The 26,708-nt window shown below is 68.9% G+C and carries 23 protein-coding genes and 2 pseudogenes; 9 read left to right on the top strand and 16 right to left on the bottom strand.

Features of this window, described 5'->3' with window-relative positions; all coding sequences use genetic code 11:
- Window positions 1-4: 4 nt before the first annotated feature.
- From G3M57_RS02955 to G3M57_RS02970, 4 genes are all read right to left on the bottom strand, one after another.
- Window positions 5-1,399 carry a flavin-containing monooxygenase gene (locus G3M57_RS02955; protein WP_163228634.1) on the bottom strand — a complete coding sequence of 465 codons (1,395 nt, stop codon included), beginning with the start codon at window positions 1,397-1,399 and terminating at the stop codon, window positions 5-7.
- Window positions 1,400-1,479: 80 nt separating this feature from the next.
- Window positions 1,480-1,800, bottom strand: a complete 321-nt coding sequence (locus tag G3M57_RS02960) for a hypothetical protein (protein ID WP_163228635.1) — start codon at window positions 1,798-1,800, stop codon at window positions 1,480-1,482.
- 35 nt (window positions 1,801-1,835) lie between these two features.
- Complete coding sequence (locus G3M57_RS02965; protein ID WP_230983854.1) at window positions 1,836-2,375, bottom strand: hypothetical protein; 540 nt, start codon at window positions 2,373-2,375, stop codon at window positions 1,836-1,838.
- A 98-nt stretch (window positions 2,376-2,473) separates the two neighbouring features.
- On the bottom strand, window positions 2,474-3,367 hold the full coding sequence (locus G3M57_RS02970) for a LysR family transcriptional regulator (protein ID WP_163228637.1): 894 nt from the start codon (window positions 3,365-3,367) through the stop codon (window positions 2,474-2,476).
- 91 nt (window positions 3,368-3,458) lie between these two features.
- On the opposite strand from G3M57_RS02970, the gene G3M57_RS02975 reads away from it, so the two are divergent.
- The gene (locus G3M57_RS02975) at window positions 3,459-4,478 is read left to right on the top strand and encodes an NAD-dependent epimerase/dehydratase family protein (protein WP_163228638.1); all 1,020 of its coding nucleotides are present in this window, start codon (window positions 3,459-3,461) and stop codon (window positions 4,476-4,478) included.
- 132 nt (window positions 4,479-4,610) lie between these two features.
- Here G3M57_RS02975 and G3M57_RS02980 read toward each other — a convergent pair.
- The 3 genes and pseudogenes from G3M57_RS02980 to G3M57_RS02990 form a co-directional block, all read right to left on the bottom strand.
- Window positions 4,611-5,430 (bottom strand): annotated as a pseudogene (locus tag G3M57_RS02980) (DUF72 domain-containing protein).
- A gap of 155 nt (window positions 5,431-5,585) precedes the next feature.
- On the bottom strand, window positions 5,586-6,974 hold the full coding sequence (locus G3M57_RS02985; protein WP_056758479.1) for an L-serine ammonia-lyase: 1,389 nt from the start codon (window positions 6,972-6,974) through the stop codon (window positions 5,586-5,588).
- Between the two features lie 130 nt (window positions 6,975-7,104).
- The gene (locus G3M57_RS02990; protein ID WP_163228640.1) at window positions 7,105-8,760 is read right to left on the bottom strand and encodes a M28 family metallopeptidase; all 1,656 of its coding nucleotides are present in this window, start codon (window positions 8,758-8,760) and stop codon (window positions 7,105-7,107) included.
- Window positions 8,761-8,882: 122 nt separating this feature from the next.
- Here G3M57_RS02990 and G3M57_RS02995 point away from each other — a divergent pair, with 122 nt between their 5' ends.
- Window positions 8,883-9,656, top strand: a complete 774-nt coding sequence (locus G3M57_RS02995) for an exodeoxyribonuclease III (RefSeq protein WP_082564656.1) — start codon at window positions 8,883-8,885, stop codon at window positions 9,654-9,656.
- Between the two features lie 155 nt (window positions 9,657-9,811).
- On the opposite strand, the gene G3M57_RS03000 is transcribed toward G3M57_RS02995, so the two are convergent.
- On the bottom strand, window positions 9,812-10,789 hold the full coding sequence (locus G3M57_RS03000; protein ID WP_163228641.1) for a threonine ammonia-lyase: 978 nt from the start codon (window positions 10,787-10,789) through the stop codon (window positions 9,812-9,814).
- A gap of 99 nt (window positions 10,790-10,888) precedes the next feature.
- Here G3M57_RS03000 and G3M57_RS03005 point away from each other — a divergent pair, with 99 nt between their 5' ends.
- The 5 genes from G3M57_RS03005 (at window position 10,889) to G3M57_RS03025 (ending at window position 16,869) form a co-directional block, all read left to right on the top strand.
- Entirely contained in the window at window positions 10,889-11,497 is a 609-nt protein-coding gene (locus G3M57_RS03005) for an acyloxyacyl hydrolase (RefSeq protein WP_056758493.1), read from the top strand.
- A 122-nt stretch (window positions 11,498-11,619) separates the two neighbouring features.
- Window positions 11,620-12,906 (top strand): adenylosuccinate synthase, encoded by a 1,287-nt coding sequence (locus G3M57_RS03010; protein ID WP_056758496.1) that lies wholly within the window; start codon window positions 11,620-11,622, stop codon window positions 12,904-12,906.
- Between the two features lie 138 nt (window positions 12,907-13,044).
- Window positions 13,045-14,772, top strand: a complete 1,728-nt coding sequence (locus G3M57_RS03015) for an ATP-binding protein (RefSeq protein WP_056758501.1) — start codon at window positions 13,045-13,047, stop codon at window positions 14,770-14,772.
- 79 nt (window positions 14,773-14,851) lie between these two features.
- Window positions 14,852-15,976 (top strand): hypothetical protein, encoded by a 1,125-nt coding sequence (locus G3M57_RS03020; protein ID WP_163228642.1) that lies wholly within the window; start codon window positions 14,852-14,854, stop codon window positions 15,974-15,976.
- A 98-nt stretch (window positions 15,977-16,074) separates the two neighbouring features.
- Window positions 16,075-16,869, top strand: coding sequence for a response regulator (locus tag G3M57_RS03025; RefSeq protein ID WP_156402265.1), 795 nt, complete (start codon window positions 16,075-16,077; stop codon window positions 16,867-16,869).
- A gap of 78 nt (window positions 16,870-16,947) precedes the next feature.
- On the opposite strand, the gene G3M57_RS03030 is transcribed toward G3M57_RS03025, so the two are convergent.
- On the bottom strand, window positions 16,948-19,245 hold the full coding sequence (locus tag G3M57_RS03030; RefSeq protein WP_163228644.1) for a TonB-dependent receptor plug domain-containing protein: 2,298 nt from the start codon (window positions 19,243-19,245) through the stop codon (window positions 16,948-16,950).
- Between the two features lie 98 nt (window positions 19,246-19,343).
- Here G3M57_RS03030 and G3M57_RS03035 point away from each other — a divergent pair, with 98 nt between their 5' ends.
- Window positions 19,344-20,447, top strand: a complete 1,104-nt coding sequence (locus tag G3M57_RS03035; RefSeq protein WP_082564640.1) for a phytase — start codon at window positions 19,344-19,346, stop codon at window positions 20,445-20,447.
- A 114-nt stretch (window positions 20,448-20,561) separates the two neighbouring features.
- Here the strand turns inward: G3M57_RS03035 and G3M57_RS03040 are convergent, their stop codons facing one another.
- Both G3M57_RS03040 and rpoH read right to left on the bottom strand, forming a co-directional pair.
- Window positions 20,562-21,263, bottom strand: coding sequence for an alpha/beta fold hydrolase (locus G3M57_RS03040; RefSeq protein ID WP_056758509.1), 702 nt, complete (start codon window positions 21,261-21,263; stop codon window positions 20,562-20,564).
- Between the two features lie 150 nt (window positions 21,264-21,413).
- Entirely contained in the window at window positions 21,414-22,301 is an 888-nt protein-coding gene (rpoH, locus tag G3M57_RS03045; protein WP_056758512.1) for an RNA polymerase sigma factor RpoH, read from the bottom strand.
- Between the two features lie 290 nt (window positions 22,302-22,591).
- Here rpoH and G3M57_RS03050 point away from each other — a divergent pair, with 290 nt between their 5' ends.
- The gene (locus G3M57_RS03050; RefSeq protein WP_056758515.1) at window positions 22,592-22,951 is read left to right on the top strand and encodes a phage holin family protein; all 360 of its coding nucleotides are present in this window, start codon (window positions 22,592-22,594) and stop codon (window positions 22,949-22,951) included.
- A 50-nt stretch (window positions 22,952-23,001) separates the two neighbouring features.
- On the opposite strand, the gene G3M57_RS03055 is transcribed toward G3M57_RS03050, so the two are convergent.
- From G3M57_RS03055 to G3M57_RS03070, 5 genes and pseudogenes are all read right to left on the bottom strand, one after another.
- Window positions 23,002-23,739 carry a hypothetical protein gene (locus tag G3M57_RS03055; RefSeq protein ID WP_162251656.1) on the bottom strand — a complete coding sequence of 246 codons (738 nt, stop codon included), beginning with the start codon at window positions 23,737-23,739 and terminating at the stop codon, window positions 23,002-23,004.
- A gap of 75 nt (window positions 23,740-23,814) precedes the next feature.
- Window positions 23,815-24,435, bottom strand: a complete 621-nt coding sequence (pth, locus tag G3M57_RS03060) for an aminoacyl-tRNA hydrolase (protein WP_163233635.1) — start codon at window positions 24,433-24,435, stop codon at window positions 23,815-23,817.
- A 41-nt stretch (window positions 24,436-24,476) separates the two neighbouring features.
- Window positions 24,477-24,573 (bottom strand): annotated as a pseudogene (locus G3M57_RS27845) (hypothetical protein); the annotation flags it as partial.
- A gap of 82 nt (window positions 24,574-24,655) precedes the next feature.
- On the bottom strand, window positions 24,656-25,258 hold the full coding sequence (locus G3M57_RS03065) for a 50S ribosomal protein L25/general stress protein Ctc (protein ID WP_056758520.1): 603 nt from the start codon (window positions 25,256-25,258) through the stop codon (window positions 24,656-24,658).
- Window positions 25,259-25,554: 296 nt separating this feature from the next.
- Window positions 25,555-26,655 carry a hypothetical protein gene (locus tag G3M57_RS03070; RefSeq protein WP_056758525.1) on the bottom strand — a complete coding sequence of 367 codons (1,101 nt, stop codon included), beginning with the start codon at window positions 26,653-26,655 and terminating at the stop codon, window positions 25,555-25,557.
- Window positions 26,656-26,708 lie beyond the last annotated feature (53 nt).

Below are 26,708 nucleotides of genomic sequence, written 5' to 3' on the forward strand. Positions count from 1 at the left end.
CATCTCATTCCGCCGCCAGTGGCAAGGCGTCCGGCGCGCGGGCCGGCACGGGCAGGGCGCCGCCCGCCGCTCGCGCCCGCTTCTCGCCGGCCGAGATCTCCGTCTTCAGGTCGGCGCAATAGACCCCGAAGTCGACCTGGATGGTGTGGCGGGCCGAGGCGTAATAGTGGCCGGTGTGGCGCTCCTCGTCCTTGGCGGTGATGCGCCGCATCTCGGCGATCGTCGGCAAGGCGTAGCGGCCGGTCAGGTAGGCGGCGACCAGCTTGGACTGCTGCTCGGCGAAATTGACCAGGGTCGGCAGGGCCTGGGCCAGACCCATGTAGAAGAGGTCGGGCACGCCGGGCTTCATCATCCGCTTGAACAGCGGCAGGCGGTGGTCGGCGTCGGGAACCAGGGCCGGGTCGTCCAGGAACGGGAAGCTGATCTTATAGCCGGTGGCGAAGACGATCACGTCGACGGCTTCGACGCTGTCGTCGGCGAAGCGGACCTGGCGACCCTCCAGCGCCTTGATCGCCGGCTTGAAGGTGATGTCGCCGCAGCCGGCCCGGGTCAGGAATTCGCCGCTGACCGAGGGATGGGCCTCCAGCGGCTGGTGGTCGGGCTTGGGCAGGCCGTAGTCCTCCATCCGGCCCAGGTGCTTGCGGACCAGCGCGCGGACGACCTTCAGGCCCAGCCGACGCGGCATCCACGGCGGCATGGCGGATTTGTCCAGCGGCTTGCCGTTCAGATACTTCGGGAAGACCCAGACCCCGCGCCGGGCCGAGACGATCAGCCTGCCGGCGATCGGGCGTTGAGCCAGCTCGCTGGCGATGTCCATGGCCGAATTGCCCATGCCCACCAACACGACCGTCTTGCCGCGCATGTCGACGGGGTCGAACGGGTCGCTATAGGCGTGGGCGTGGAAGGCGACGCCGTCGAAGGTTCCGGGATAGTCGGGAACGCGCGGGTCCCAGTGATGGCCATTGGCGACGATCAGCACGTCGTAGAGCCGGGTCTCGCCGGTCGACAGGGTCACCGACCACAGGCCGTCCGCGTTGCGCGCGGCGCGCAGCACCTTGGTGTTGAAGGTGATGGTCTCGCGCAGGCCGAAATGGGCGACATAGGCCTTGAAGTAGGCCAGGATCTGGCTGTGGTGCGGGAAGTCGGGCCAGTCGGCCGGGACCGGGAAGTCCTCGAAGGCCAGTCGCCACTTGGAGGTGTCGATGTGCAGGCTTTCGTAGCAGGCCGACAGCCCGTTGGGGTTCTTGTAGTACCAGTTGCCGCCGATGTCGTCGGAGGCCTCGAAACAGTCATAGGGGACGCCGGCGTCCTTCAGCCGCTTGGCGGTGGTGAAGCCGCTGCAGCCCGCGCCGATGATGCAGGCCTTGGGAAGCCGTGCGGATGGCGTAGCGGAGGTCATCGCCTCCTCCCTGACTTATCGTTGTTCAGGTGAACGTATCAGCGTTATGCCAGCCGTCAAACCGCCTTGGGTCGGCGCGTTCAGTTGCCGAGCGGTCGCGGGGAATAGGTGGCCGTGCAGCGCGACTTGCACTGCATCCACTGGGTGGGGCAGCTGTCGTCGTCGCCGTTGGCGTGGCAGAAGAAGTAGGTGCGGTTGCAGGACGAGCGGCACTGGTCCGGGTCGCGCGCCTGGGCGGCGCCGGTCAGCGGGATCAGCGGCGGCGGCAGGGCCGGGGTGTCGTCCTGGACCGGGGCGCGAGTCGCGGTCGAGGGGACGACCCGCGTCGGCTTGGCCGTTTGGGCCGTGGCGGAGCCGGCCAGGGCGGCGAGGATCAGCAGGCAGGCGAGGGCGCGGCGCATGAGCAGAAGTCTAGCCGCACCCCGTTGAGGTTCGGTTAACCACGTTTTTCGGTCGAGGAGCAGGCCACGCGCGTGGCCTCGTAATGGGCGAACGGTTGGTCCTTGTCGCCCTCGCGAGCGGTGATCCGCCACGCCAGCCGGTCGCCCGCCTGGGTCCAGCGGTTCAGGAAGCTGGAGGGAGGATAGGGATAGGCGATCTCGAAACCGTCGTCGCGCACCGCCCCCGCGCCCGTGGCGGTGTAGTCGCCGCCGAAGCTGTCGGCCCAATAGCTCGTCAGGGTCGCGGGAACGCCGCCTTTGGCCGCGTGGGTCCCGATCACCAGGTGAGCGGCGTAGCGGTCCGCGGGGTCGGCCTTGGCCTGGCTTTCCGTCTCGATGAGGAACATCGCGCCCAGGGCGATCGGCTTGGCGGAAAGGGTCAGGGTCACGGGCTTGCCCATCACCTGGCCCGAGCCCCGCCAGCAGCCGGTCAGGGCCGTGACCTGGGCGGGCAGCTGGGCCGTCGGCGTGTCCTGCGCCAGGGCCGATCCGGCCGTCAGCGACAGCAGCGCCGCGAGCGCGCTCGAAACTTTCATCATCTGATTTCCCCCGCCTCGCTCCAGCCGGCTAAGCGCCCTGATTCGGCGCTCGAGCTCCAGACCCGTTGGCGACAGGCGCCTGCGCCTGTCCCCAGTCACGGCTGCGACGTCGCCAGGAACGCGTCCAGCCCCTCGGCCAGGTGGTCGAACATCGCCCGCATCCGCAACGTCGCGCGCAGGTCCTCGTGCATGACCAGCCAGACGGGCAGGTCGAAGCCGATCTGGCCGGGGCAGACCGGGACCAGGTCGGGGTCGCGGCGAGCCACCCCGTGCTGAATGAAGCCGATCCCGAGGCCCGCTCGCACGGCGGCCAGCTGGGCCAGGTCGCTGTCGGCCCGGAACGCGAAGCCGTGGGGCGGCAGCGGCACGCGCTGGACCAGGCCGCGCAGGAACGGCGTGCCCTTGTCGAAGCCGATCACCGCATGGTCGGGCAGGGCGTCTAGGGTGGCGGGCGCCCCCTCGGCCTCGACATAGCGGCGATGGGCGTAGAGCCCCAGGTGGGTGTCGGCCAGCCGCCGGGCGACCAGGGCCTCCTGGGTCGGGCGGACCATGCGCACGGCGATGTCGGCCGCGCCGCGCAGCAGGTCCTGCTGCTGGTTGTCCAGCGACAACTCGACGGCCACGCCGGGATGTTTGGGACGGAAGTCGGCCAGGATCGGCGGCAACACCTCGGCGCCGATGATCTCGCTGGCGGTCAGGCGCACCACGCCGCGGGCGGTGTCGCCAGCGCCGGACGCGGCGCGGACCAGGGCGCTGGCCGCCCCGGCCATGGCCTGGGCGTGCGGCTGCAGGTCCAGGGCAGCGTCGGTGGGCTTCAGGCCCTGGGGCGAGCGGGTGAACAGGGCCACGCCCAGGGCCTGCTCCAGCGCGGCGACCTGGCGGCCCAGCGTCGGCTGGGTCAGGCCCAGGGCGCGGGCGGCGGCCGACAGGCTGCCCTCGGTCATCACCGCCAGGAAGGCGCGGTACAGGCTCCAGTCCGGTTCGCTCATGCATTCATGCATGGCAGATCAAGACAGTTCGTCAATTCTCGTTTGGGCTGTCGTGGCCGATCTTGCCCTCACAACCGATGGAGAGAGCGACATGACCACGACCCAGCAACGCACCGCCCTGGTGATCGGCGCGACCGGCGGCATCGGCGGCGAGGCCGCTTCGGCCCTGCTCCGCCATGGCTGGAGCGTCCGCGCCCTGACCCGCCGCGCCCAGCCGACCCCAAAAACCGCAAAGGGGGCGGGGATCGACTGGATCGAGGGCGACGCCATGGTCGCCGCCGACGTGGCCCGCGCCGCCCGGGGCGTCCAGTTGATCGTCCACGCCGCCAACCCGCCCGGCTACCGCAACTGGGGCAAGCTGGTCTTGCCAATGCTGGACAGCACCATCGCCGCCGCCAAGGCCGAGGGCGCGCGGATCCTGCTGCCGGGCACGGTCTACAATTTCGGCGTCGAGACCTTCCCGCGGATCGACGAGACCGCGCCGCAGGCCCCGGCCACGCGCAAGGGCAGGATCCGGGTCGAGATGGAGCGGCGGCTGAAGGCGGCTTCGGCCGAGGGGGCGCCGGTGCTGATCGTCCGGGCCGGTGACTTCTTCGGCCCGCACGCCGGCAACACCTGGTTCGGCCAGGCGGTGATCAAGCCGGGCGCGGCGCTGAAGTCGGTGACCGAGCCCTCCACCCGGGGCGTCGCCCACGCCTGGGCCTATCTGCCGGACCTGGCCGAGACCATGGCCCGGCTACTGGACCAGGCCGATCGCCTCTCGGCCTTCGAGGTCTTCCACTTCGGCGGCCACCACCTGGCCTGGGGCGAGATGGCGGCTTCGGTGCGGCGAGTGACGGACCAGCCCCGGCTGCCGGTCATGAGCTTTCCCTGGTGGCTGGTCATGGCCCTGTCGCCCGTCGTGCCGCTGTTCCGCGAGATGGCGGAGATGCGCTACCTGTGGCGCGAGCCCCTGGCCCTGGACGACCGCAAGCTTCGGACGTTCCTGGGGGAGGTGCCGCACACGCCGCTGGATGCGGCGGTGGCGGCCAGCCTGCGGGGGCAGGGGTGTTTTTCGAACCCTCTCCCAGCGGGAGAGGGAGGGGCCCGCCGCGCAGCGGTGGGAGGGTGAGGGATTACACCCTCACAGATTTCTCATGAGCGCCCTGCCGGCACGCCGTCGGACGCCTAAACCCCTCACCCTCCCACGCCTGTCGGCGCGGGCCCCTCCCTCTCCCCTCCGGGAGAGGGTTTCGGTGAGGCCCTATTTCAGCTTCTCGATCAGCGCCATGGCCGCGGCCGGGTTGCGCACCTTCGCCCCGGCGATGAAATAGGCGAAGACGTCGCCGCGCTTGGCCCAGTCCCGCGTCTGCTTGGCGATGCCGTCCAGTTCGTCCGAGGTCATGCCGGTGGGCTCGTCGGGCTTGCTGGACATCAGCCGCGCATAGGTGAAGTCGGCGGTCGGCGCGTCGATGCAGGGCCAGGTCGGCTCCTCGTCGTCGACCGCGTAGACGATGGCCGCGCCGTACTGGGCGGCCAGGTCGTAGAACTGCTGGGTGGCGAAGGTCGGGCTGCGGACCTCCAGCGCGTGGCGGGCCGGCCGGCCGCCGATCTCCCTGGGCAGCAGCTTCAGGAAGCCCTCGAAATCGACCGGGTCGAACTTCTTGGTGGCCATGAACTGCCAGTTGATGGGCCCCAGCTTCGGGCCCAGCTCCTCCAGCCCCTGGGCCAGGAACTTGTCCATCGAATCGTTGTTCTCCGACAGCACCTTGCGATTGGTGCAGTAGCGGCTGGCCTTGACCGAGAACACGAAGTCGTCGGGCGTCTCGTCGCGCCACTTCTGCCAGCTGTTGGTCTTGAAGGTGGAATAGTAGGTGCCGTTGATCTCGATGCTGGTGACGTGCCGGCTGGCGTACTTCAGCTCGTCCTTTTGCTTGAGATCGTCGGGATAGAAGGGGCCGCCCCGCCAGGGCTCGTACGTCCAGCCGCCGATGCCGGCGCGAATGGTCCCGGGCATGCAGGTGTTCCCTTCCTGTTCTTGCGGCGCACCCTAGGTCAGGGTTTGGATCTTCGGCAAGAGGGATTTCAGATCTTCCCCGTGTGGGGGAGGTGTCGGCGCAGCCGACGGTGGGGGAGTCGTAGGCAGGCAGCGGGATCCTGGATCGTCGACCCTAAAACTCCCCCCACCGGCCTTCGGCCGCCTCCCCCAAAGGGGGAGGGTTTAGCTGTGTCCAACCCCTCAGCACTCCACCCGGTTCACCGACAGCCCCACCGCCAGCCCACCGAGCGAAGTTTCCTTGTAGATCTCGCTCATGTCCTCGCCGGTGCGCTTCATGGTGGCGATCACCTTGTCCAGCGACACCGAGTGCTGACCATCGCCCAGCAGGGCCAGACGGGCGGCGTCGATGGCCTTGATGGCCCCCATGGCGTTGCGCTCGATGCAGGGGATCTGGACCAGGCCGCCGATCGGATCGCAGGTCAGGCCCAGATTGTGCTCCATGCCGATCTCGGCGGCGTTCTCGATCTGGTCGTTGGTGCCGCCCAGCGCCGCGCACAGCCCGGCCGCAGCCATCGAGCAGGCCACGCCCACCTCGCCCTGGCAGCCGACCTCGGCCCCGCTGATCGAGGCGTTGCGCTTGTAGAGCGCGCCGATCGCCGCCGCCGTCAGCAGGAACACCCGCACCCCCTGCGGCGTGCCCTGGTGGAAGCGGTGGTAGAAGCGCAGCACCGCCGGGATCAGGCCGGCCGCGCCGTTGGTCGGGGCGGTGACCACCCGGCCGCCGGCGGCGTTCTCCTCGTTGACCGCCATGGCCCACAGGTTGACGAAGTCCATGGCCGCCAGCGGGTCGCTGATCTGGCGCTCCATCCGGCCCTGGATGGTCTGGTGGATCTGGCGGGCCCGACGCTTGACGGCCAGGCCGCCGGGCAGGGTCCCGGTCTCGCGCATGCCGCGGTCGATGCAGGCCTCCATGGCCTGGAAGATGCGGTCGAGGCCCGCGTCGAGCTCGGCCGGCTCCATCCGCGCCAGCTCGTTGGCGCCCATCACCCCGGCGATCGACAGGCCGGCGTCGGCGGCGCGCTGCAGCAGGTCGGCGCCGCTCTCGAACGGGTGGGGGACCCGCGGACCCTCGTCCGGCGGGGTGTTGCGGCCCATCTCGCTCTCGTCGCGCACGAAGCCGCCGCCGATCGAGAAATAGGTGCGCTCGGCCAACACGGCGCCGGCGGCGTCGTAGGCCGTGAAGGTCAGGCCGTTGGGATGCTGGGGCAGGCGTTCATGGCCGGCCCAGACGATGTCGCGCGCCTCGTCGAAGGCGATATCGACCAAGCCGCCCAGCTTCAGCGACTGGGTCGCCTTGGCCTCCAGCAGGGCCGCCTCGCCGGCGTCGGGGTCGAGCTCCGCCGGCAGAAAGCCCATCAGGCCCAGGATCACCGCGCGGTCGGTGGCGTGGCCGCGGCCGGTCAGGGCCAGGGAGGCGTAGAGCCGCGTCTCGACCCGGGCGACGTCGGCCAGCCTGCCGGCGTCGCGCAGCCGGCCGACGAACAGCCCCGCGGCCGTCATCGGCCCCATGGTGTGGCTGCTCGACGGGCCGACGCCCAGCTTGAACAGGTCGAAGACGGAGGCTGTCATGCTTGTGATCCGCCCTCGTCCTTCGACAAGCTCAGGATGAGGGCTGCTTCTAACGCTGGAAGGCTACGGAAACTTGCAGTCGAAACCCTCATCCTGAGCCTGTCGAAGGACGAGGGTTTCGCGCCGCGAGCTACTTCCGGTCGGCTTTGGTCTGGTCCCGCAGCGCCTTGAACTCCGAGCCCGCCTGCCATTGCGGCCAGGTCTTCGAATTGGCGAGGTCGGCGCCGATCTCGTAGAACAGGCCGATGTCCTGGGCCTGGCCCGTCAGGTCCCAGTCGGCGCGCCACTCGTCGGCCGGCTGGTGGTAGCGATTGGCGGTGTAGTCCTCCTCGGCCTTCTGGCCGGCTTCCTTGCCGCCCTGGACCAGGTCCTCGCCCGAGCCGACCGAGATGGCCGGCACGCCGCGCTTGGCGAACGGGAAGTGGTCCGAGCGGTAGAAGTGGCCGGCCTGGGGCGACGGGTCGGGCGTGAAGTAGCGGCCGTGGGCCTTGGCCTTGGCGACCAGCAGGTCCTGCAGGTCGACCTTGCCGTCGCCCGAGGTGGTGATGTCCTTGGCCGGACCAGCGGCCGACAGGGCGTCGATGTTCAGGTCGCCGACGGTCTTGGACAGCGGGAACAGCGGGTTGGCCGCATAGTATTCCGAGCCCAGCAGGCCGCGTTCTTCGGCGGTGACGGCCAGGAACAGGATCGAGCGCTGCGGGGCCGGCTGGCTCTTGAACGCGCGGGCCAGCTCCAGGATGGCGGCGATGCCGTCGGCGTTGTCGATCGCGCCGTTGTAGATCCGGTCGCCCTTGGCGTCCGGCTGGCCGACGCCCAGGTGGTCCCAGTGGGCGCTGTAGATCACCGTCTCGTCGGGGCGGGCCGTTCCCTTGATCCGGCCGGCGATGTTCTTGGAGACGATCACCGCGTGGTCGACGGCGTAGCTGGCGGAGAAGGTCGCGCCCTTCAGCTCCACCGGCCTGAAGTCTCGGCTCCGGGCCTGGGTCTTCAGCGTGTCGAAGTCCAGGCCGGCGGCCTTGAACAGGTCGACGGCCACGTCGCGCTGGATCCAGGATTCCAGGGGCGGATGGCTCTTGGCCGGCTCCTTGCGGACGATGTCGAACATGGTGTTGGTGTTGGAGTTCTTGACCGTGGCCCAGCCGTAGGAGGCCGGGGCGGTCTCGTGGACGATCAGCACGCCGGCCGCGCCCTGGCGGGCGGCTTCCTCGAACTTGTAGGTCCAGCGGCCGTAATAGGTCATGGCCTTGCCGCCGAAGTCCCCGCTCCCGGTTTCGAAGTCGGGATCGTTGATCAGCACGACCAGCACCTTGCCTTTCAGGTCCAGGCCCTTGAAGTCGTCCCAGTTGCGTTCCGGAGCCTTGACGCCGTAGCCGACGAAGACGATCGGGGCGTCCTCGATGGCGACTTGGTCGACATTGGTCATGGCCGCGCGGATGGCGATCTGCTCGCCCTGCGCCAGCGGCACGGCCTTGCCGCCGACGCTGAACTGGGCGGTGACCGGGCCCTTGATGTCGAACTTGGCCAAGGGCACGTCCTGGGTCCAGGCGCGGCTTCCGTCCGCCTTCGGGTCGCCCGCCGGCTCCAGGCCGACGGCCTTCATCTGGCCGACGATATAGTCGACCGACTTGGTCTCGCCGGCGGTGGCCGGGCCGCGGCCCTCGAAATCGTCGGACGACAGCACCTTGATGTGGGCCGACAGCCTGGCGGGGTCGATCTTGGGCGCATCCGCGGCGTGCGCGAGCATGGGAGCGGCGATCAGGGCGGTCGCGAGCAGCAGGCGTTTCATCGAGTCTCTCTTTTGGAGCAGATCTTGGCGCGGACCCTAGCCGCCGGCGCCGCGCCCGTCATCCTCCGACTTCAGCGTGAAGGCCGGATGGACCGACCCGCGTTCCGCCGCGTTTGGACCCCGTGAAGATCGCCACGTTCAACATCAACAACGTCGTCAAACGACTGGACAACCTGGTCTCGTGGCTGGCCGAGGCCGAGCCCGACGTGGTTTGCCTGCAGGAGCTGAAGGCCGAGCAGGGCTGGTTTCCCGCCGAGCCGCTGGCGCAGATGGATTATCATGCGGTGTGGCGAGGCCAGCGCACCTGGAACGGCGTGGCGATCCTGGCGCGCGGCGCCGAGCCGGTGGTCACCCGCACAGCCTTGCCCGGGGATCGCGGCGACAGCCAGGCTCGCTACATCGAGGCGGCGGTGGACGGGGTGCTTGTCGCCTCGCTCTACCTGCCCAACGGCAATCCCCGGCCAGGACCCAAGTTCGACTACAAGCTGACTTGGTTCGCGCGGCTGATCGCCCATGCCGCCGACCTTCGCGCGTCGGGCGCGCCGGTCGTGCTGGCCGGCGACTACAACGTCGCGCCGACCGAGGCCGACATCTACCAGCCGCACCGCTGGCAGGACGACGCCCTGCTGCAGCCCGAGGTCCGCGCCGCCTACCGCGCCCTGCTCGACCAAGGCTGGGCCGACGCCTTGCGGACCGTTCATCCGGACGGACCGCTATGGACGTTCTGGGCCTATCTGCGCAACCGCTGGCCCAACGACAAGGGGTTGCGTCTGGACCATCTGCTGCTGACGCCCGACCTGGCCGAGCGGCTGGTCGACGCCGGCGTCGACCGCTGGGCGCGTGGCGAGGAGAACGCCAGCGACCACGCGCCGGTGTGGGTGGAGCTGGATCTCTAGGCCGGATCGATCCGGGGCGAAAACCTCGTCCTTCGACAAGCTCAGGATGAGGTTTTTCGGGCGCTCGGGCTTATCAATGGTCCCATCCTGTCAATGGTCCTCATCCTGAGCTTGTCGAAGGACGAGGACCACGCGCTGAGTTCGGGTCGGTTCTTTTAAAGCTCGCCGTTCAACACCCGAGCGAACAGTCCCGGATCCACATTGCCGCCCGAGCAGACGATGGCCGCGCTCGCGCCGTTCAGGTCGATCTTGCCGGCCAAGGCCGCCGCCAGGGCCACGCAGCCGCCGGGCTCGACCACCAGCTTCAGCACCGAGAAGGCGTAGCGCATGGCCTCGGTGACCTCGGCGTCGGTGACCGCGACGATCCCCGTCAGGGTCTTGCTGTTGATCGGCCAGGTCAGGTCGCCGGGGATCGGGGTCAGCAGGGCGTCGCAGATCGAGCGGGCGTCCGGGTCGACGGTCTCCCGCTTGCCGGAGGCCAGGGAGCGGCGGGTCTCGTCGAAGCCGACCGGCTCGGCGCCCCAGACCTCGGCGGCCGGCGACAGCGCCTTGACCGCCGTCGAGACGCCGGCGATCAGCCCGCCGCCCCCGACCGGGCTCAGCACCTTGTCCAGTTCGACGCCCAGCGCCCGGGCCTGTTCGACGATCTCCAGCCCGACCGTGCCCTGGCCCGCGATGATGTGCGGGTCGTCATAGGACGGCACGACCACGCAGCCGCGCTCGGCGGCGATCTGGTCGGCGATGGCGACGCGGTCCTCGGTGAAGCGGTCGTAGAAGCGGATTTCGGCCCCGAAGCCGCGCGTACCCTCGACCTTCACCGCCGGCGAGTCGGACGGCATGACGATCAGGGCCGGGCAATCCAGCAGCTGGGCCGCCAGGGCCACGCCCTGGGCGTGGTTGCCCGACGAGAAGGCCGCCACCCCGCGCCGGCGCTCGTCGTCGGTCAGCTGGGACAGGCGGTTATAGGCGCCGCGGAACTTGAAGGCCCCGGCCCGCTGCAGGGTTTCCGGCTTGATCAGCACCCGGCCGCCGAGCCGCTGATTCAGCGCCGGGCTCTCGATCAGCGGGGTACGGACGGCCTGGCCTTCCAGGCGGGCGGCGGCGGCTTGGATGTCGGAAAGGGCGATAGTCATGGACTCCAGGTCTATCGTCCCGCAAGCGGCGCCGAAACCCTTTGCCAGCGGCGCCGTTCAAGCCATAAGAGGACCAACAAGACCGCTGGGGAATATACCGTGAAAAAAGCCCTGTTCGCCGCCGCGGCCTGCGCCGCCGTGGCCGTCGCCGCGCCCGCCCTGGCCGGCGAAGCCTTCGTCGGCGTCTACAAGCACGACGTCACCTTCATCGGCGACGCCGTCGGCCTGGGCGCCGCGGGCCGCGAGGACGGCGTCGACGTCCATCTGGGCTATCGCACGAACCGGATCGAAAGCCTGCGCTGGCTGGGCAAGCCCCAGGTCCACGCGATGGTCTCGATCAACAGCGAGAACACCTCCAACTTCGTGGCCGCCGGCTTCGACTGGCGGATCGAGCTGGGCCAGCCGGGCGGCTTCTACCTGCGTCCGGGGATGGGCCTGGCCTATACGGACGGCGAAACCCAGCTGCCGCCGGCCAACGCCCCGAACATCAGCGACGAGGAACGCGCTCGCCGCACCTACCTCTATTATCACCGCATCGACTTCGGCTCGAAGGTGCTGTTCGAGCCGGAACTGGCCCTGGGCTACGACATCAACGACAGCTGGTCGGCCGAGCTCAGCTACACTCACCTGTCGAACGGCCAGATCTTCCACCAGGGCAAGAACCAGGGGCTTGACGACGCCGGGGTCCGGCTGGTCTACAAGTTCTGAACCGGGCGGCCTCCCTTCAAGGGTGAGGCCGTCACGCCGATCACAAGAGATGAAACGTCCGCCGCCGAGTCCTGTCGAAGGGCCGCGGGCGCCTTTCGGCAGGTGATAAGGCATATCTGAACATGGCCAATGTGACCGTTGTCGGCGCCCAGTGGGGCGACGAGGGCAAGGGCAAGATCGTCGACTGGCTCAGCAACCGGGCCGATGTCGTGGTGCGGTTCCAGGGCGGGCACAACGCCGGCCACACCCTGGTGGTCGACGGCAAGGTCTACAAGCTGGCCCTGCTGCCGTCGGGGGTCGTGCAGGGCAAGCTGTCGGTCATCGGCAACGGCGTGGTGGTCGATCCGTGGCACCTGCTGACCGAGATCGACAAGATCGCCGAGCAGGGGGTGGCGATCACGCCCGAGCTGCTGGTGCTGGCCGACAACGCCTGCCTGATCCTGCCGCTGCACAAGGACCTGGACCAGGCCCGCGAGGCCGCCTCGACCCAGAAGATCGGCACCACCGGCCGCGGCATCGGCCCGGCCTACGAGGACAAGGTCGGCCGCCGCGCCATCCGCGTCGCGGACCTGGCCGATCCGGAAGCCCTGAAGCCGAAGATCGAGCGGCTCCTGGCCCACCACGGCGCGTTGCGCCGGGGGCTTGGATTGCCGGAGACCGACGCGGCCGAGCTGTTCGACGCCCTGATGGCCCTGGCCCCGCGCATCCTGGCCTACGCCCAGCCGGCCTGGCGCCTGCTGGACAAGGCCTATAAGGACGGCCGCAAGATCCTGTTCGAAGGCGCGCAGGGCGCGCTGCTGGACGTCGACCACGGCACCTATCCGTTCGTCACCTCGTCCAACACCGTGGCCGGCCAGGCCTCGGCGGGCAGCGGCATGGGCCCGTCGGCGACCGGCTATGTGCTGGGCATCGTCAAGGCCTACACCACCCGCGTGGGCGAAGGCCCGTTCGCCGCCGAGCTGGATGACGAGGTCGGCAAGCACCTGTCGACCGTCGGTCGCGAGGTCGGGGTCAACACCGGCCGGGCCCGCCGCTGCGGCTGGTTCGACGCGGTGCTGGTCCGCCAGTCGGTGGCCATCAACGGCATCCACGGCGTGGCCCTGACCAAGCTGGACGTGCTGGACGGCCTGAAGACCCTGAAGATCTGCGTCGGCTACAGGATCGGCGACAAGGTCGTCGACTACCTGCCGGCCGGCATGCGCGACCAGAAGGCCGCCCAGCCGATCTACGAGGAGCTGGAAGGCTGGAGCGAAAGCACCGCCGGCGCGCGCTCGTTCAAGGACCTCAACGCCAACGCCATCAAGTACGTGCGCCGCGTCGAGGAACTGATCGGGGCCCCGGTGGCCCTGCTGTCCACCAGCCCCGAGCGCGACGACACGATCCTGATGCGCGACCCGTTCCAGGGCTAATCACGCTTCCCGCCGTCCGGGCGCTCGACAGGGCGTCCGGACGGCGGCGAGAAGGCCGCGACAACCGGCCGCACGGTAAACGCTTGTGAACCTTGTTCGGCCAAGCTTCGCGCGAATTCAGGCGCGAAGGGGCGGCGATTGAGGCTGCGCGACTTTCTCGACGACGGCCGCGACAGCGACAGCCTCGCCATGAGCCGGCGGGGGCGCAACAGCCGCCTGATCGCCATGGTGGTGATGGCGGGCTTCCTGGCCGCCATCTTCGGTCCGCCGCCCGCCCTGGCGTGGGTGGCGACGAACCTGGGCCTGGAGCTGTGGCTGGTGCGGTTGCTGCACGGCCTCGATGGACGGGCCGAGAGGCCGCTTCCTCTGGCGGCCAGACTGGCGCCGGCCCTGATCTTCAGCAGCGTCTGGTCCGTGAGCGCTTTGCTGGCCTGGCAGCATGGCCCGCCGATCATGAAGTTCGCGGCCCTGCTGACCCTGCTGGGTCTGATCGTCGAAAGCCTGAAATACGCCGCCCTCAGCCGCTCGGCGACCGTCTCCCTGCTGCCGCCGCCGGTGATCGCCCTGGCGGCGATGCCGTTCTCGGTCGGCAAGCCGCTGTGGATGGAGATTCTGGCCTCGTCCCTGGCCCTGCTGGGCCTGGGCGGCTATCTGGTCGACGCGGCCCGCCTGCTGCGCGCCAACGCACTGGCTCTGGAGCGGGCCCAGGTGGAGGCCCAGGAGGCCAGCCGCGCCAAGTCGGCGTTCCTGGCGATGATGAGCCACGAACTGCGGACGCCGATGAACGGGGTGCTGGGCATGGCCCACGCCCTGGGCTCGACCAAGCTCGACGCCCGCCAGGCCGACTATCTGGAGATCATCGTCGAGTCGGGCGACGGGCTGATGGCGATCCTCAACGACATTCTCGACCTGTCGAAGATCGAGGCCGGCAAGCTGGAGCTGGAAGCCGCGCCGTTCGAGATCCGGGTCCTGGGGCGCCAGCTCCAGAGGGTGTGGCGGGAGACCGCTCGCGCCAAGGGCCTGGCGCTGTCGCTGCAGATCGCGCCGGACACGCCGCGCTGGCTGTCGGGCGATCCGATCCGCGTGCGCCAGATCCTGCTGAACCTGGTGTCCAACGCGCTGAAGTTCACCCAGGACGGCCGGGTCGACATCGCCATCGCGCCTCACGCCGCCGGAGGCGTCGAGATCACGGTGTCCGACACCGGCGTCGGCATGACGTCCGAGCAGCAGGCCAAGCTGTTCACCCCCTTCGTCCAGGGCGACCGGTCGATCGCCCGCAGGTTCGGCGGCACCGGCCTGGGGCTGTCGATCTGCCGCGAACTGGCCGGGATGATGGGCGGCCGGGTCGGCATGGTCAGCCGGCCAGGCGAAGGCTCGACCTTTACCGTCGTCCTGGGCCTGGCGACGGCCGAAGCGCCGGCGCCCGAGGCGGCCCCGGATGTCGCGCTGGACGTGGCCGGCGCGCGTGTGCTGGTGGTCGACGACAACCTGGCCAACCAGGCCGTCGCCCGGGCGATCCTGGAGGCGGTCGGCGTGCTGGTCGCCACGGCCGGCGATGGTCGCGAAGCCCTGGCGCGGCTGCGGGTCGAGGATTTTGACGTCGTGCTGATGGACGTCCACATGCCGGTCATGGACGGCGTCGAGGCCCTGCGGCGCCTGCGGAACGGCGAGGGCGGGCGTCGCGACATGCCGGTCGTGGCCCTGACCGCCGATGCAATGTCCGGCGAGGTCGAGCGCCTGATCGGCCTCGGCTTCGACGACGCCCACCCCAAGCCGATCCAGCCCGCCGGCCTGATCCAGGCCATCGCCTGGCGGCGCGCGCCCGCGCTGGCCAAGCCTGCGCCGGTCAAGCTTGTCGCGGATTAGCGATTGCTTAGCAGGCCAAGGTTTATGACGGCCGGATCCTAACGGAGGTTCGCCGCCCTTGGCCGTTGCGCGTCGCCTGATGAAGTCCGCCAACAAGGCGGATCGCCTGACGCGCAGCCTGCGGGCGCTGGATCGCGAGGCCTCGACCAGCCGGGTGCTCAACCTGGTGGCCATCGAGGCCCGCAGCGGCCACCGGCCCGAACACGGCGAGGCGCCGCTGTTCCGCAACCGCATCCTCAACACCGCCCTGGTGGTCAAGCATCGCCTGCGCGCCGACGACATCTTCCTGTTCGACGAGATCCGGCCCAACGCCACCAAGATCATCATCCCGTTCGAGCGCAGCGACCTGGGCCTGGGCGGCCAGTCGTTCTTCGTGGGGCAGCGCGGCTGGGTCGATCTGTTGCGCGAGGCCTGCAACGAACACACCGACATGGCGCGCGACCTGGCCACCCTGCGCCTGATCGACCAGCTGCCGTCCCTGGACCCGTTCCTGCTGCGCGAGCACCTGCGTCGCCATGGCCTCTCGGTGGCCTCCACCTATTTCGCCCTGTCGACCGCCGACATGGAGCAGATGCAGAGCTTCGTCTCGGCCCAAATCTCGCTGCTGATCGACCTGGCCTATCGCGACGCCGGCCGGGCCGTGCCGGGCGCGCACGCTGCACGCCTGGTCGAGGCCCTGCTGTCGACCGACGTCGACGAGCGGCTGGAGCCGCTGCGCGAGACGCTGATCATGGACGGCGAGAGCTTCAAGGAGGGGGTCTTCAGCTGGAAGGGCTTTCTCTATTACAAGTGGATGCTGACCCGGCTGTGGACCGAGCTGGACACCGTCGGCGGCGAGATCGCCCGGCTGACGATCACCGGCAACCGCGACGCCGGGACCCAGCGCTTCCTGGACGACACCCGCAAGCGCCTGCGGCGCGGCATATTGCTGGAGCGCCGGGCGATCATGCGGGCCCTGGACGTCTATGACCGGGCCTTCGACGACCTGATCGACAATGGCAGGCCCCAGGCGTTCCGCGCGTTCCTGCTGCGCGCGCCCGACATGTTCCTGTCGCTGGGCGAGAAGGTCGGGGTGATCGCCCACATCGCCAGCTTCTGGCGCTACCGGTTCCCGGCCGGCATGCCGCTGGTCGCCGACATCGAGGACGCGATCGACCTCCTGCAGGACTTCGACGCGGGCCTAAGCGTCAGCTTGGCGGCCTGAATCCGGGACTTTCTGTCGCAAGGAGCGAAGACTAAGCGGATTTTTACCATCGCCCGGCTAGTCTGCGGGCAAGTGATTTTCTGGAGCTTCCGGGTCCCGTGTTCGACAGCAACATCCGCACCTTGCAGCGTATCGCGGCGAAGATGCAGCGCGTGCTGATCGTCGACCCGAACACCGCGGCCGTGCGCCTGCTGGCCGACCAGCTGCGCCATGTCGGCAATGTCCAGATCTTTCATGCCGTTTCGGCCGAGGCCGGCTGGGGCATGGCCCGCACGGTCGACCCGATGCTGATGTTCGTCGAGCACGCCTCCAGCGGCTGCGACGGCCAGGCCCTGGCCCGCAAGATCCGCCGCAGCGACCTGGCCTGCCGCGAGAACCCGATCATCATGTGCACCGCCGAGGCCACGGCCGACGCAATCTTCGGAGCCCGGGACGCGGGCATCCACGAGTTCATGCGCAAGCCGTTCACGATCAAGGACCTGGAGCGCCGGCTCGAGGCGGTGACACTGAAGCCCCGCGACTGGGTCGAGGCCGTGCAATATGTCGGGCCCGACCGCCGCCGCTTCAACTCGGCCGAATACAAGGGTCCGCGCAAGCGCAAGGCGGACGCCAGCGGCGCGCCGGCCGCCCGCCTGTCCCAGGCCCTGCGAATCGTCAAATCGGCCGCCCAGGCGCTGGACAGCGACCCGGCCCAGGCCCGGCGCGCCCTGGCCGCCCAGGCGGTCGAACTCAAGAAGGTCGGCGAGGCGATCAAGGACGCCCGCCTGTTCGAGGCCGCCGCCGCCTTGGAGGCCTGCACGGCCGGCGGCATGGCGCGAGCCGAACTGATCAAGCGCATCGACGGCCTGATGGGCTTCCTGGTCGAGGACAGCGGCGACCGCGGCGCGGCCTGACACTCCGGATCATCGGTCACGAAAAAAGGGCGGCGTCCACGGACGCCGCCCTTCGTCGTTTTGGACCCCCGAACCTGCCTAGAAGGCCAGGCGGGCGATCAGCTGGAAGACCGGACCGGCGTTCTCGCGCTCCAGTTCGTACTCATCGAAGTTGCGGTCGTTCTGATCCTCGATGGTGGTGAACTTGTTGAAGCTTTCCTTCTTGTTGGCGTCCAGCAGGTTGGAGCCGGTCAGGCGGATCGTCAGATCCTTGCCGATTCGCTTTTCGAGGAAGATCTCCAGGTCGCCGCCATAGGTGGTGGTGACCTCTTCGCCGACCACGCGGCTATAGGCTTCGCCCTGCTTGCGGTAAGTCGCGCCGAACGAGGCGCCCCAGGTCGGCAGGTCCTGGATGAAGCCGACGTTGAGCACGTAGTCCGACTGGCTGTTGAACTTGCGCGAGCCGAACTCGTCGTTCACGTCGCTGTCGAGCCACGAGTAGTTCAGGAACACGCCGGTGTTCTCCAGGCCGATCACGGTCAGCGGCGTCGACAGGTCGAACTCGATCCCCCAGACCTTGCCGTCGCCGGTGTTGCGGGCGGAATAGACGAACGTGCCGGGGCCCTCGTCACCCTCGTCGCCGGTGTTGGTCAGCTCTATCAGGTCCTTGACCTTGCGGTAGAAGACGTTGACCCCGGCCACGCCCTGCTTACCCATCCGCCGCTCGTAACCGGCGTCCAGGCCCCAGGCGGTTTCCGGCTTCAGTCGCGGATTGCCGATGAAGTCGTTGTCGCCGAGCTCGGCGGTCAGCAGGGCTGGCGACAGGTAGTCGAAGCTGGGGCGGCGGATGGTGCGCGCGCCCGAGACATAGACCTGATCCTCGGTGGTCAGGTTGTAGCGCAGCGAGGCCGAGGGCAGCAGGACGTTGTAGTCGGTATCGGTGGTCGAGGGGACCGTGCGGTCCCGCAGGGTGACGTCGGTGGTCTCGTAGCGCAGGCCGGCTTCCCACTTCAGCGCGCCCGACTTGCCGTCCAGCATCACATAGGGGTCCAGGCGGGTCTGCTCGAACGAAGCGTCGCCGCCGTCGACCACCGCATAGGGCTTGAAGGCGGGCGGGTTGGCGCTGGGCAGGCTGTAGCGGTTGCGCGGAACCTCGGTGACCAGCAGGTCGCGCTGCTTCTTCTCGTACTGAAGGCCGAACTGCAGTTGCACGCCGTCGGTCAGGTCGCGCTTGTGTTCCAGCTTGGCCGAGAACTCGGTGTCCTCCAGCTCGGTCCTGGACTTGTCGCGGGTGATGCGGTCGCCATCGGGATAGGGGGCGGCGTCGCGCAGGTATTCGGTCTCGTCCTCGAACTCGGTCTCCTTGTCTTTGAACGAGGCGTAGCCCAGTTTCACGCTGGTCTGGCCGCCGAACATGTCGTGGCCGTACTTGCCGTTGACCGAGTAGCTGTCCTGCTCGATGTCGACGTCGTTGTCGTTCAGGGTCGACAGGTGGGCGTTGTCGCGGATGTCGTTGTTGTACTCGATCGAGTCCTCGTTCTGGTAGCGGTCGGTGTGGACATAGAAGCCGCTCAGGTCCAGGTCCCCGCCGGCCAGCGGGGTCTGGTAGCTGGTATTGAACGAATAGTCCGTGCCGTTGCGCACATCCGTCTGGAGTTCGCTGTTGTCGATCGGCGCGCCCGGCTCGCCATAGCGCAGGCTGAGTTTGTTCTTGGGGTTGCGGCGGCCCTGCAGGTTGGCGCCAACCAGCAGGCGGCCGGGGCCGACCTGCCCGCCCCAGACGCTGCCGACGGTCTCGCGGATGCGCTTGTCGTCGAACATCAGGGCGCCGGCCCGGACGAAGCCGCCGTCCAGGGCGTAGGCGTCGCGCAGCACGATGTTGATGGCGCCGGCCACCGCGTCGCCGCTGCGGTTGGCCGAGGCGCTGCGGACGATCTCGATGCGCTCGATCAGCTCGGCCGGGATGCGGTCGACGAAGAAGGCCGAGTCGGCGCCCGAGCCGAACGCGCCTGAGCCCGAGCCGGCGCCTGGAACCTTCTCGCCGTTGATCAGGATCTGGGTGTAGGCGGGGTCGAGGCCCCGCAGGCGCACGCCGTCCGATTCCAGCACGTCCGACAGGAAGGCGACGCTGGGCACGCGCTTGAGGGCGTCGCCGGCGGTCAACGGCTCGAAGCGCTGGAAATAGTCGAGGTCGTAGTTCAGGACCGGCGCGGCCTGATCGGTGCGGTTGCGGTAGGCGATCTGGGCCTGGACCACCAGTTCGGACGCCGTGGCTGGCGTCTCCGCCGCCGTGGCGATCGGCGCATCGGCCTCGGCGGCCCAGGCGGCGGTCGAGGCCGTCGCGGCCAAGGTCAAGGGCGCCAAGGCGGCCAAGGCGAACAGTGCGGTCTTCTTCATCGTCAGTATCCCCGATCGCCGGCGCGGCCGTTGACGCGGCCGTTCGCACGTGATTTCACGCGGCGGGGCATAAATTCGCCTCGATCTTGGGGCTAGTGATGTTTCTTGGACGCTTTTGTTTCAACTTTGTGACGGTGGCGGGAATATCTATCCTGCTGGCGGGCTGCGCGGCGTTCGATCCGGAGGCTCGGTCGGACTCCGGCAAGATCCTGGTCGGCGTCGGAACCCCGGTCCCGGCGGCGGGCGAGACCCAATCCGTGGCCACGCAACGTGCGGATGCGGCCGACGACCCCGAGATCTGGGTCGACCCCAAGGATCCCTCGCGCGTCGTGATCTTCGGCACCGACAAGCAGGCGGGTCTCTACACCTACGACCTGAGCGGCGCGGTCACCGGCTTCATCCCGGACGGCAGGCTGAACAATGTCGACCTGCGTGGCGGATTGGCCACGGCCAATGGCGAGCGCGTGCTGGTCGCCGCCAGCGATCGCGGCCGAATCGGCGCGGCGCTCTACCTGATGGATCCGGCCACCCTGAAGGTCGAGCCCTGGGGCCTGGCGCCGCTGGATCTGGCCGAGCCCTACGGCCTGTGCATGGGCCGGCGCGGCGACGGCTTCATCGTCATCGTCAACGGCACGGACGGCCAGGTGCGGCAGCTGCGCATCGCCGTCGGGGCCGACGGCAAGCCGGCGGCGACCGAGGAGCAGCGCTTCGCGGTCGGCAGCCAGACCGAAGGCTGCGTCGTCGATGACGCCAAGGGCGTGCTCTATATCGGCGAGGAGGCCAAGGGGATCTGGCGCTACGACCTGGACCCCGCCAAGGGCGCCGCGCGCGTCCTGGTGGCCGGCGCGCCCTCGATCATGCTGAAGCCCGACGTCGAGGGCCTGACCTTGCTGCGCGAGGGCGAAAAGACCTGGCTGATCGCCTCCAGCCAAGGCGACAGCGCCTTCGCGGTCTGGCGAGTCGACGGCGCCCAGCCGGCCTATGCCGGGCGCTTCTCGGTGGTGGCCGCCAAGGGCGTCGACGGCGTGACCGGCACCGACGGCGTCGCGGCGCTGGGCGGGGCGGTCGGACCCTATGCCGAGGGACTGGTCGTCATGCAGGACGATGTCGATGTCGACGGCGAGGCCCCGTCCACCGCGCGCGTGCGGCAGAACTTCAAGCTGGCGGACTGGCGGGCGGTGAAGGCGGCGCTGGGGCTCTGAGCCTCAGCGTCCCTAGAGCATCGCGCGGAAAAGTGGGTTCCGGTTTTCCGCAAAAGCGATGCGAAAACAAAAACCTAGAGCAAGCCGAGCGATTCCTATATTGCGCGGCTTGCTCTAGCGCGCCAGCCAGCGGCGCAGGGCGGCGTTGACCGCCTCGGGCGCTTCCATCGGCGTCATGTGGCCGGCGTTGGGAATGATCACCATGTGCGAGCAGCCGATGGCGTGGGCCATTTCGTGCTGGCCGGCCAGCGGGGTGATCGCGTCGTGCTCGCCGCAGATGATGACGATCGGACAGCGCAGGGCCCGCAAGGCGGCCGCGCCGTCCTCGCGCGCCAGGCCGTTCTGGCGCAGGAACACCTCGCGGCCCAGGCGCTGGGTCATGGCCTGGATGCGGCCGGTCAGGTCCTTGTCGTCCAGCCGAGAGGCGTCGACATAGCTGGCCATCAGCCGATCGGCGACGCCGAGGAAGGCGCCCTCGTGGCTGGCCGCGGCGTTGACCGCGCGGCGCTGCGCGGCCCGTTCGGGGGTGTCGGCGCGGATGGCGGTGTCGATCAGGGCCAGGCGTTCGATCCGCTCGGGCGCGATCCGGGCGATCTCCTGGGCCACGTAGCCGCCCATCGAGAAGCCGGCCAGGGCGAAGGTCGGCGCGGCCTCGGCCAGCACCTGCTCGGCCAGGTCGCGCAGGCTTTCGCCATGCGTCAGGTCGGCGACCTGGCAGCGGGCGACGTCGGCCAGGCCCGTGACCTGGTCGCGCCAGAGCTCGGCGTCGTTCAGCAGGCCGGGCAGGAGGATCAGTTGGGGAAGGGGATCGGTCATGGCGATCCTATACGACGATCCTCCCCCTTTGGGGGAGGTGGCCCAAAGGGCCGGAGGGGGCGGCGCGGCCGACGCCGCAAAGCCCCCTCAGTCGGCTTCGCCGACAGCTCCCCCAGAGGGGGAGCATCTAGCCTTCAGGTCCAGGCCTTCTCAGGCTTCGACCATGTTCTTGGCGATGGCGGCTTCGCGCATCGACTTCTGCAGCTTCTCGAACGCCCGGACCTCGATCTGGCGGACGCGTTCGCGGCTGACGCCGTATTGCGCGGCCAGGTCTTCCAGGGTGGTCGGGTCGTCCTTCAGGCGCCGCTCGGTGAGGATGTGGCGCTCACGGTCGGTGAGTTCAACCATAGCCTCCTCGAGCAGGCTCATCCGCAGCGACTTTTCCTGGTTCTCGGCGACCACGGTCTCCTGCGAAACCTGGTCGTCGTCGGCCAGCCAGTCCTGCCACTCGCTTTCGCCGTCGGCGCGCAGCGGCGCGTTCAGCGAGGCGTCCGGACCGCCCAGGCGGCGGTTCATCGAGATGACCTCGCTGTCCAGCACGCCCAGCTTGGTGGCGATGGCGCTGACCTGCTCGGGACGCAGATCGCCGTCCTGGAACGCCTCGATCTGGCTCTTGGCCTTGCGCAGGTTGAAGAACAGCTTCTTCTGCGCGGCGGTCGTCCCCATCTTCACCAGCGACCACGAGCGCAGGATGTATTCCTGGATCGAGGCGCGGATCCACCACATGGCGTAGGTGGCCAGGCGGAAGCCCTTGTCGGGCTCGAACTTCTTGACGGCCTGCATCAGGCCGACGTTGCCCTCGGAGATGACTTCGCCGATTGGCAGGCCATAGCCGCGATAGCCCATGGCGATCTTGGCCACCAGACGCAGGTGGCTGGTGACCATCTTGTGGGCGGCTTCGCTGTCCTGATGCTCTTTCCAGCGCTGGGCGAGCATGAACTCCTCGTCCTTGGCCAGCATCGGGAACTTGCGGATTTCGGTGAGATAACGCGACAGGCCGCCGTCCGGCGACATCACCGATAGAGAATTCACGGCCATAAAAACTATCCCCTTGGTGCGGATCCGCCCGTCAATCGCGCGCCTTCATCCCCACCGGAATGGGTCAGATAGGAATGCGTTGCGGCTAAGGTAAGGTCGATAACGTATTTGTAATGTCCGACGCCCGGAGTCGGGTATTGGCGCTTCGGAAGTGAGAATGAACGTTCATTCTCAAAAGTTCAAGCCAAAAATGTCAGGCGGACGCGACGTCACCTCCAGAACGAGGACGGGCTTGTCCCAGGGGCGCGGCGCGCCTCTAATGGTCGTGCTTGACCCCTGGGAGACCTGCCGTGATCCGCTTCATCGTCCGCGCGCTGATCGCCGCCCTCGGCCTGTGGCTGGCGTCCAGGATCGTCCCCGGAATCCGGGCGCCCGGCGGCTGGACCAGCCTGCTGGTCGCCGCGGTGCTGCTGGGCGTGGTCAACGCCGTCGTCCGGCCGGTGGTCGTGATGCTCACCCTGCCGGCCACGGTGGTGACCCTGGGCCTGTTCCTGCTGGTCGTGAACGCCGCGATGCTGGGCCTGGTCGGCTGGCTGCTGCGGGGCTTCGCCGTCGACGGCCTGTGGGCCGGGATCTTCGGCTCGGTGGTGGTCGGCGTGGTCAGCTGGCTGGGCCACCTGGTGGTCGGTGACGGTCGCGAGCGCAGCTGAGCCTCGCCTGTCATCCTCGGAACAAGTCCGAGGATGACGACCGTTAAGGATCACCCCATCGCCGCCGCCGCCAGGTCGCGCCAGCCGCGGGCTTCCTTGCGGAAGTGCGAATGGGTCTTGGCCAGCCGCTTGTCGATCTCGGCCAGGGCGTCGCGCGCCTCGTCCTTGCGGCCCGTCTGGGCCAGGAACACCGCGTAGCGGGCCATGCCCTCGAAGCCCGGCAGATGCGCCGCCGCCCAGCGCAGGGCGGTGTCGGCCTCGGCGTGGCGGCCCAGGGCGTGATAGGCGCGGCCCATGGCCAGGGCCACGTTCGGCGTGCGCGCGGCCGGCGACTGGGCGCTCAAGCCCTCCAGCAGCGGCAACGCCTCGGCGGCGCGATCCAGCTCGATCAGGGCGTTGGCCCGTCCCAGCAGCAGCTGCGGATCGTCGGCGTACATGCCCTGCAGGGCTTCGGCGTACAGGCGCTCGGCCTCGGCGTGCCTGCCCAGGCCCGCCGCGGCCGAGGCCAGGCGGGCGCGGTTGGCCACGGTCGGCGCGTCGTCGACGGCCTGGGTCGCCGCGCGGTATTCGCGCTGCGGATCAAGGATGTCGCGCGCCGCCTGGCCGACCTGGCGCGCCTTGGCCCCGCCGAAGAACTCCGGCGCCACGACCGCCAGCAGATAGACCAGCCCGCCGACATAGGGGAACGCCAGGATGATCCACAGCCAGTACATCTGCTGATGCGTACGCACGACGTGGACGCACAGGATGATCGAGAAGATCAGGGACGGACCGATCAGGGGCAGCATAGGAGACTCCAAGCGCTACCTTGGGTCTTTGTCCCGGCGGCGCGCGAAGGTCAATCTTTGGCGCGTTCAGAGCGACTATTCGGCCTGGCGCGCCGCCTTTTTGGGATCGGCCTTGGGCGCGGGGGCCAGGCGCAGCACCTCGGCCTGGTAGCGCTCGTCGTCGCCGGCCGCCGCGAAGGGCAGGGCGTCGGCCAGGGCGTCCAGCATCGGGTCCAGCCACTGGTGCTCGACCTTGTGGAAGTCGCCCAGCACATAGTGCATGACCGCGTCCTTGTGGCCCGGATGGCCCACGCCGATCCGGCCGCGGCGGAAGGCGTCGCCGATCTGGCTGGTGATCGAGCGCACGCCGTTGTTGCCCGCCGCCCCGCCGCCGGCCTTCATCCGGAAACGGCCGGGCGCCATGTCGATCTCGTCGTGGAAGACGATCACGTCGCTGGGCGCCAGCTTGAAGAACTTCATCGCCTCGCCCACGGCCCGGCCGCTCTCGTTGTAGAAGGTCTTCGGCTTGAGCAGCAGCAGCTTGACGGGGCCGTTCGGCGTCGAGACCTGGCCCTCGCAGGCCAGCCCCTGGAAGCGCGAGCGCCACGGCGCCGTGCCCCATTTGCGGGCCAGGGCGTCCACCGCCATGAACCCGACATTGTGCCGGTTCTTCTCGTATTTCGGCTCGGGATTGCCGAGGCCGGCGAGGATCAGCATGGACATCGGCTTGCTTCCACTTTGACGGCCAGCGTGTAGGGGCGTCCTCGTCCTTCGACAAGCTCAGGATGAGGACGACGGAAAGCCCGCATTCGAAACCTCATCCTGAGCTTGTCGAAGGACGAGGTTTCGTGGCACTGCCCACGCCGGAACGAAAAACGGGCGGGCCGCGAAGCCCGCCCGTTCTGAATATCGGATCGGAGACCCGACCCAAAAGCCCTTAGGCTTCGGCGGTCGTCGTGTCGCCTTCGTTCGATTGCGAAGCGGCCGAGGCCTTCAGGTTGGCGATCACGAAGTCGCGGTCCTGGGCCGGGCGCACGCCTTCCGGCAGCTTCACTTCCGAGATGCGGATGGTGTCGCCGATGTCGTGCGAGGCCAGGTCGATGACCAGCTCTTCGGGAATCTTGTCGGCCGGGCAGGCCAGCTCGACCACGTGGCGGATGACTTCCAGCGTGCCGCCCTTCTTCAGGCCGACCGAGATGTCGTGGTTCTTGAAGTGCACCGGCACTTCGATCTTGATCAGCTGGTGCTCGCCGACGCGGTACAGGTCGAAGTGCATCGGCTCGTCGGTGACGGGGTGGAACTGCACGGCCTTGGCGATGACCGACTGCTTCTCGTCGCCGTGTTGCAGGGTCACCAGGTGGCCCAGCAGCTTGCCGGTGTAGAGCGCCTTGCGGAATTCGTTGCCCTTCACGGCGATGTTCACCGGGGCCTTGTTGCCGCCGTACAGCACGCCGGGGACCTTGCCCTGGCGGCGGGTTTCGCGCGAGCCGCCGGTGCCGGCGCGGTCGCGGAGTTCGACGTTGAGAATGATCTCGGCCATGTCTTGTCTCTCTGGAGAGCCCCATGCTCTCGAAATGCGAAGCCGCCGCACAAGACTGGATTGCCTCGCCCGGTCGACGTTTTTGGGTCGCGCTCCATACACGCAGCGGCCGTCCGATGCAACGGGCCCCAAGATCGCGCCTTCTGCCCCTGCGGGCGAAGGCGGCCTCCGAAGGAGGTCGGATGAGGGCTCTCTCAAACGCCCAACGAAAAGGGGCCGCACGGCCCTGGCCGGTGCGACCCCTCATCCGTCAGCTTCGCTGACACCTTCTCCCGCAGCGGGAGAAGGAAGCAGCCTTAGCTCTTCTTCTTTGCCGACGCCGACGCCTTCTTCTTGGCGACGGGCTTCTTCTTGGTCACCACCGGCTCCGGCTTGGGCGGGGGCGGCGGCTCGTAGGGCAGGGCGGCGCCCGAAGCTTTGAGCACGCACATGCCGGTGTCGATCATGATGTGCTGGCCCAGGCAGAACACGTCCTCATAGTGCGGCTTGGCCACGGCCAGGCACTGGTAGAGGTTCAGCTTGGCCATGTTGAGGCACATGGCGCTGGCCGGCTCGGCCATCACGGCTTCGATCAGGGGCAACTTGTCGTCGCCGGCGTAGCCCAGGGCGGCCAGCGCGGCCACGGCCAGGCCGCGGATCACCAGCGGCTTGTAGGGCGGCGGGGCCGAACGGGGGCCGGAGACCGTAACGGCGGCGGCGGGATCGGCCGGCGGCGCGGGCACCAGCGGCACGCCGCCCATCGAGGCCTGCTGCAGGGCCGCCACGTCGGCGCTGTCGGCCAGGCCGGGGGTCGCCGACATGGTCTTGGCGTAGGCTAGGCGGCCGTCGCGGTCGAGGACCGGCAGGGTCGACCACTTCGCGCGCTGGACGTCATAGGCCGCCTGCTTCACGGCCTTGCCGGCGGTGTAGAGCTGCAGGCCGCTGGCGCCGAGCGTGTCGATGATCCGGCCGGCGGCCGTGTCGCTGCCCTTGAAGCCGACGGCGTAGGCGGGATCGGCGACGAGCTGGTTGATGATCGACTGGCGCTGAGCGGGATCGGTCGCGAACGCGCGCACCGAGGCCACGTAGGTCGGGTCCTGCAGGGCCAGGACGGCGGCATAGGCGGTGGCGCCCGACAGGAACTGCTTGGGCTCGTAGCCGACGCCGACCTTCAGCGACGCCTGGATCTGGTCGGGGTTCTCGAAGGTGGCGCCGATCGCGCCGGCCCGCTGCATGTAGCCGCGGAAGGCGCTGGCCTTCTCGACGATGCTGGACGACAGGGTGATCGGCGGCGGGGCGGGCGGGGCGGCGACCAGGGGCGGCGGAGGCGGGGGCGGCGTCTCGCAGCTGGCCAGCAAGGTGGCGGCGACCACGGCGATGGCCGTCAGCGCGGCGCGCGTACGCGTGGTGGAAAGCATCCCGAAAACATCCCCAATGACATAAGGCGCCCGCCTTATCACTGGCGCGCGGG

Source organism: Caulobacter rhizosphaerae, assembly GCF_010977555.1.
Classification (GTDB): Bacteria; Pseudomonadota; Alphaproteobacteria; order Caulobacterales; family Caulobacteraceae; genus Caulobacter; species Caulobacter rhizosphaerae.

What these genes read in the sequence shown, in the direction of transcription:
- G3M57_RS02965 (WP_230983854.1), bottom strand. Translation starts at nt 2,375, where the DNA reads ATGAAAGTTTCGAGCGCGCTCGCGGCGCTGCTGTCGCTGACGGCCGGA.
- G3M57_RS03070 (WP_056758525.1), bottom strand. Translation starts at nt 26,655, where the DNA reads ATGCTTTCCACCACGCGTACGCGCGCCGCGCTGACGGCCATCGCCGTG.
- rpoH (WP_056758512.1), bottom strand. Translation starts at nt 22,301, where the DNA reads ATGGCCGTGAATTCTCTATCGGTGATGTCGCCGGACGGCGGCCTGTCG.
- G3M57_RS03030 (WP_163228644.1), bottom strand. Translation starts at nt 19,245, where the DNA reads ATGAAGAAGACCGCACTGTTCGCCTTGGCCGCCTTGGCGCCCTTGACC.
- G3M57_RS02955 (WP_163228634.1), bottom strand. Translation starts at nt 1,399, where the DNA reads ATGACCTCCGCTACGCCATCCGCACGGCTTCCCAAGGCCTGCATCATC.
- G3M57_RS02960 (WP_163228635.1), bottom strand. Translation starts at nt 1,800, where the DNA reads ATGCGCCGCGCCCTCGCCTGCCTGCTGATCCTCGCCGCCCTGGCCGGC.
- G3M57_RS03035 (WP_082564640.1), top strand. Translation starts at nt 19,344, where the DNA reads ATGTTTCTTGGACGCTTTTGTTTCAACTTTGTGACGGTGGCGGGAATA.
- G3M57_RS02990 (WP_163228640.1), bottom strand. Translation starts at nt 8,760, where the DNA reads ATGAAACGCCTGCTGCTCGCGACCGCCCTGATCGCCGCTCCCATGCTC.
- G3M57_RS03000 (WP_163228641.1), bottom strand. Translation starts at nt 10,789, where the DNA reads ATGACTATCGCCCTTTCCGACATCCAAGCCGCCGCCGCCCGCCTGGAA.
- G3M57_RS03010 (WP_056758496.1), top strand. Translation starts at nt 11,620, where the DNA reads ATGGCCAATGTGACCGTTGTCGGCGCCCAGTGGGGCGACGAGGGCAAG.
- pth (WP_163233635.1), bottom strand. Translation starts at nt 24,435, where the DNA reads ATGCTGATCCTCGCCGGCCTCGGCAATCCCGAGCCGAAATACGAGAAG.
- G3M57_RS02970 (WP_163228637.1), bottom strand. Translation starts at nt 3,367, where the DNA reads ATGAGCGAACCGGACTGGAGCCTGTACCGCGCCTTCCTGGCGGTGATG.
- G3M57_RS03065 (WP_056758520.1), bottom strand. Translation starts at nt 25,258, where the DNA reads ATGGCCGAGATCATTCTCAACGTCGAACTCCGCGACCGCGCCGGCACC.
- G3M57_RS03055 (WP_162251656.1), bottom strand. Translation starts at nt 23,739, where the DNA reads ATGCTGCCCCTGATCGGTCCGTCCCTGATCTTCTCGATCATCCTGTGC.
- G3M57_RS03020 (WP_163228642.1), top strand. Translation starts at nt 14,852, where the DNA reads ATGAAGTCCGCCAACAAGGCGGATCGCCTGACGCGCAGCCTGCGGGCG.
- G3M57_RS03040 (WP_056758509.1), bottom strand. Translation starts at nt 21,263, where the DNA reads ATGACCGATCCCCTTCCCCAACTGATCCTCCTGCCCGGCCTGCTGAAC.
- G3M57_RS02985 (WP_056758479.1), bottom strand. Translation starts at nt 6,974, where the DNA reads ATGACAGCCTCCGTCTTCGACCTGTTCAAGCTGGGCGTCGGCCCGTCG.
- G3M57_RS02975 (WP_163228638.1), top strand. Translation starts at nt 3,459, where the DNA reads ATGACCACGACCCAGCAACGCACCGCCCTGGTGATCGGCGCGACCGGC.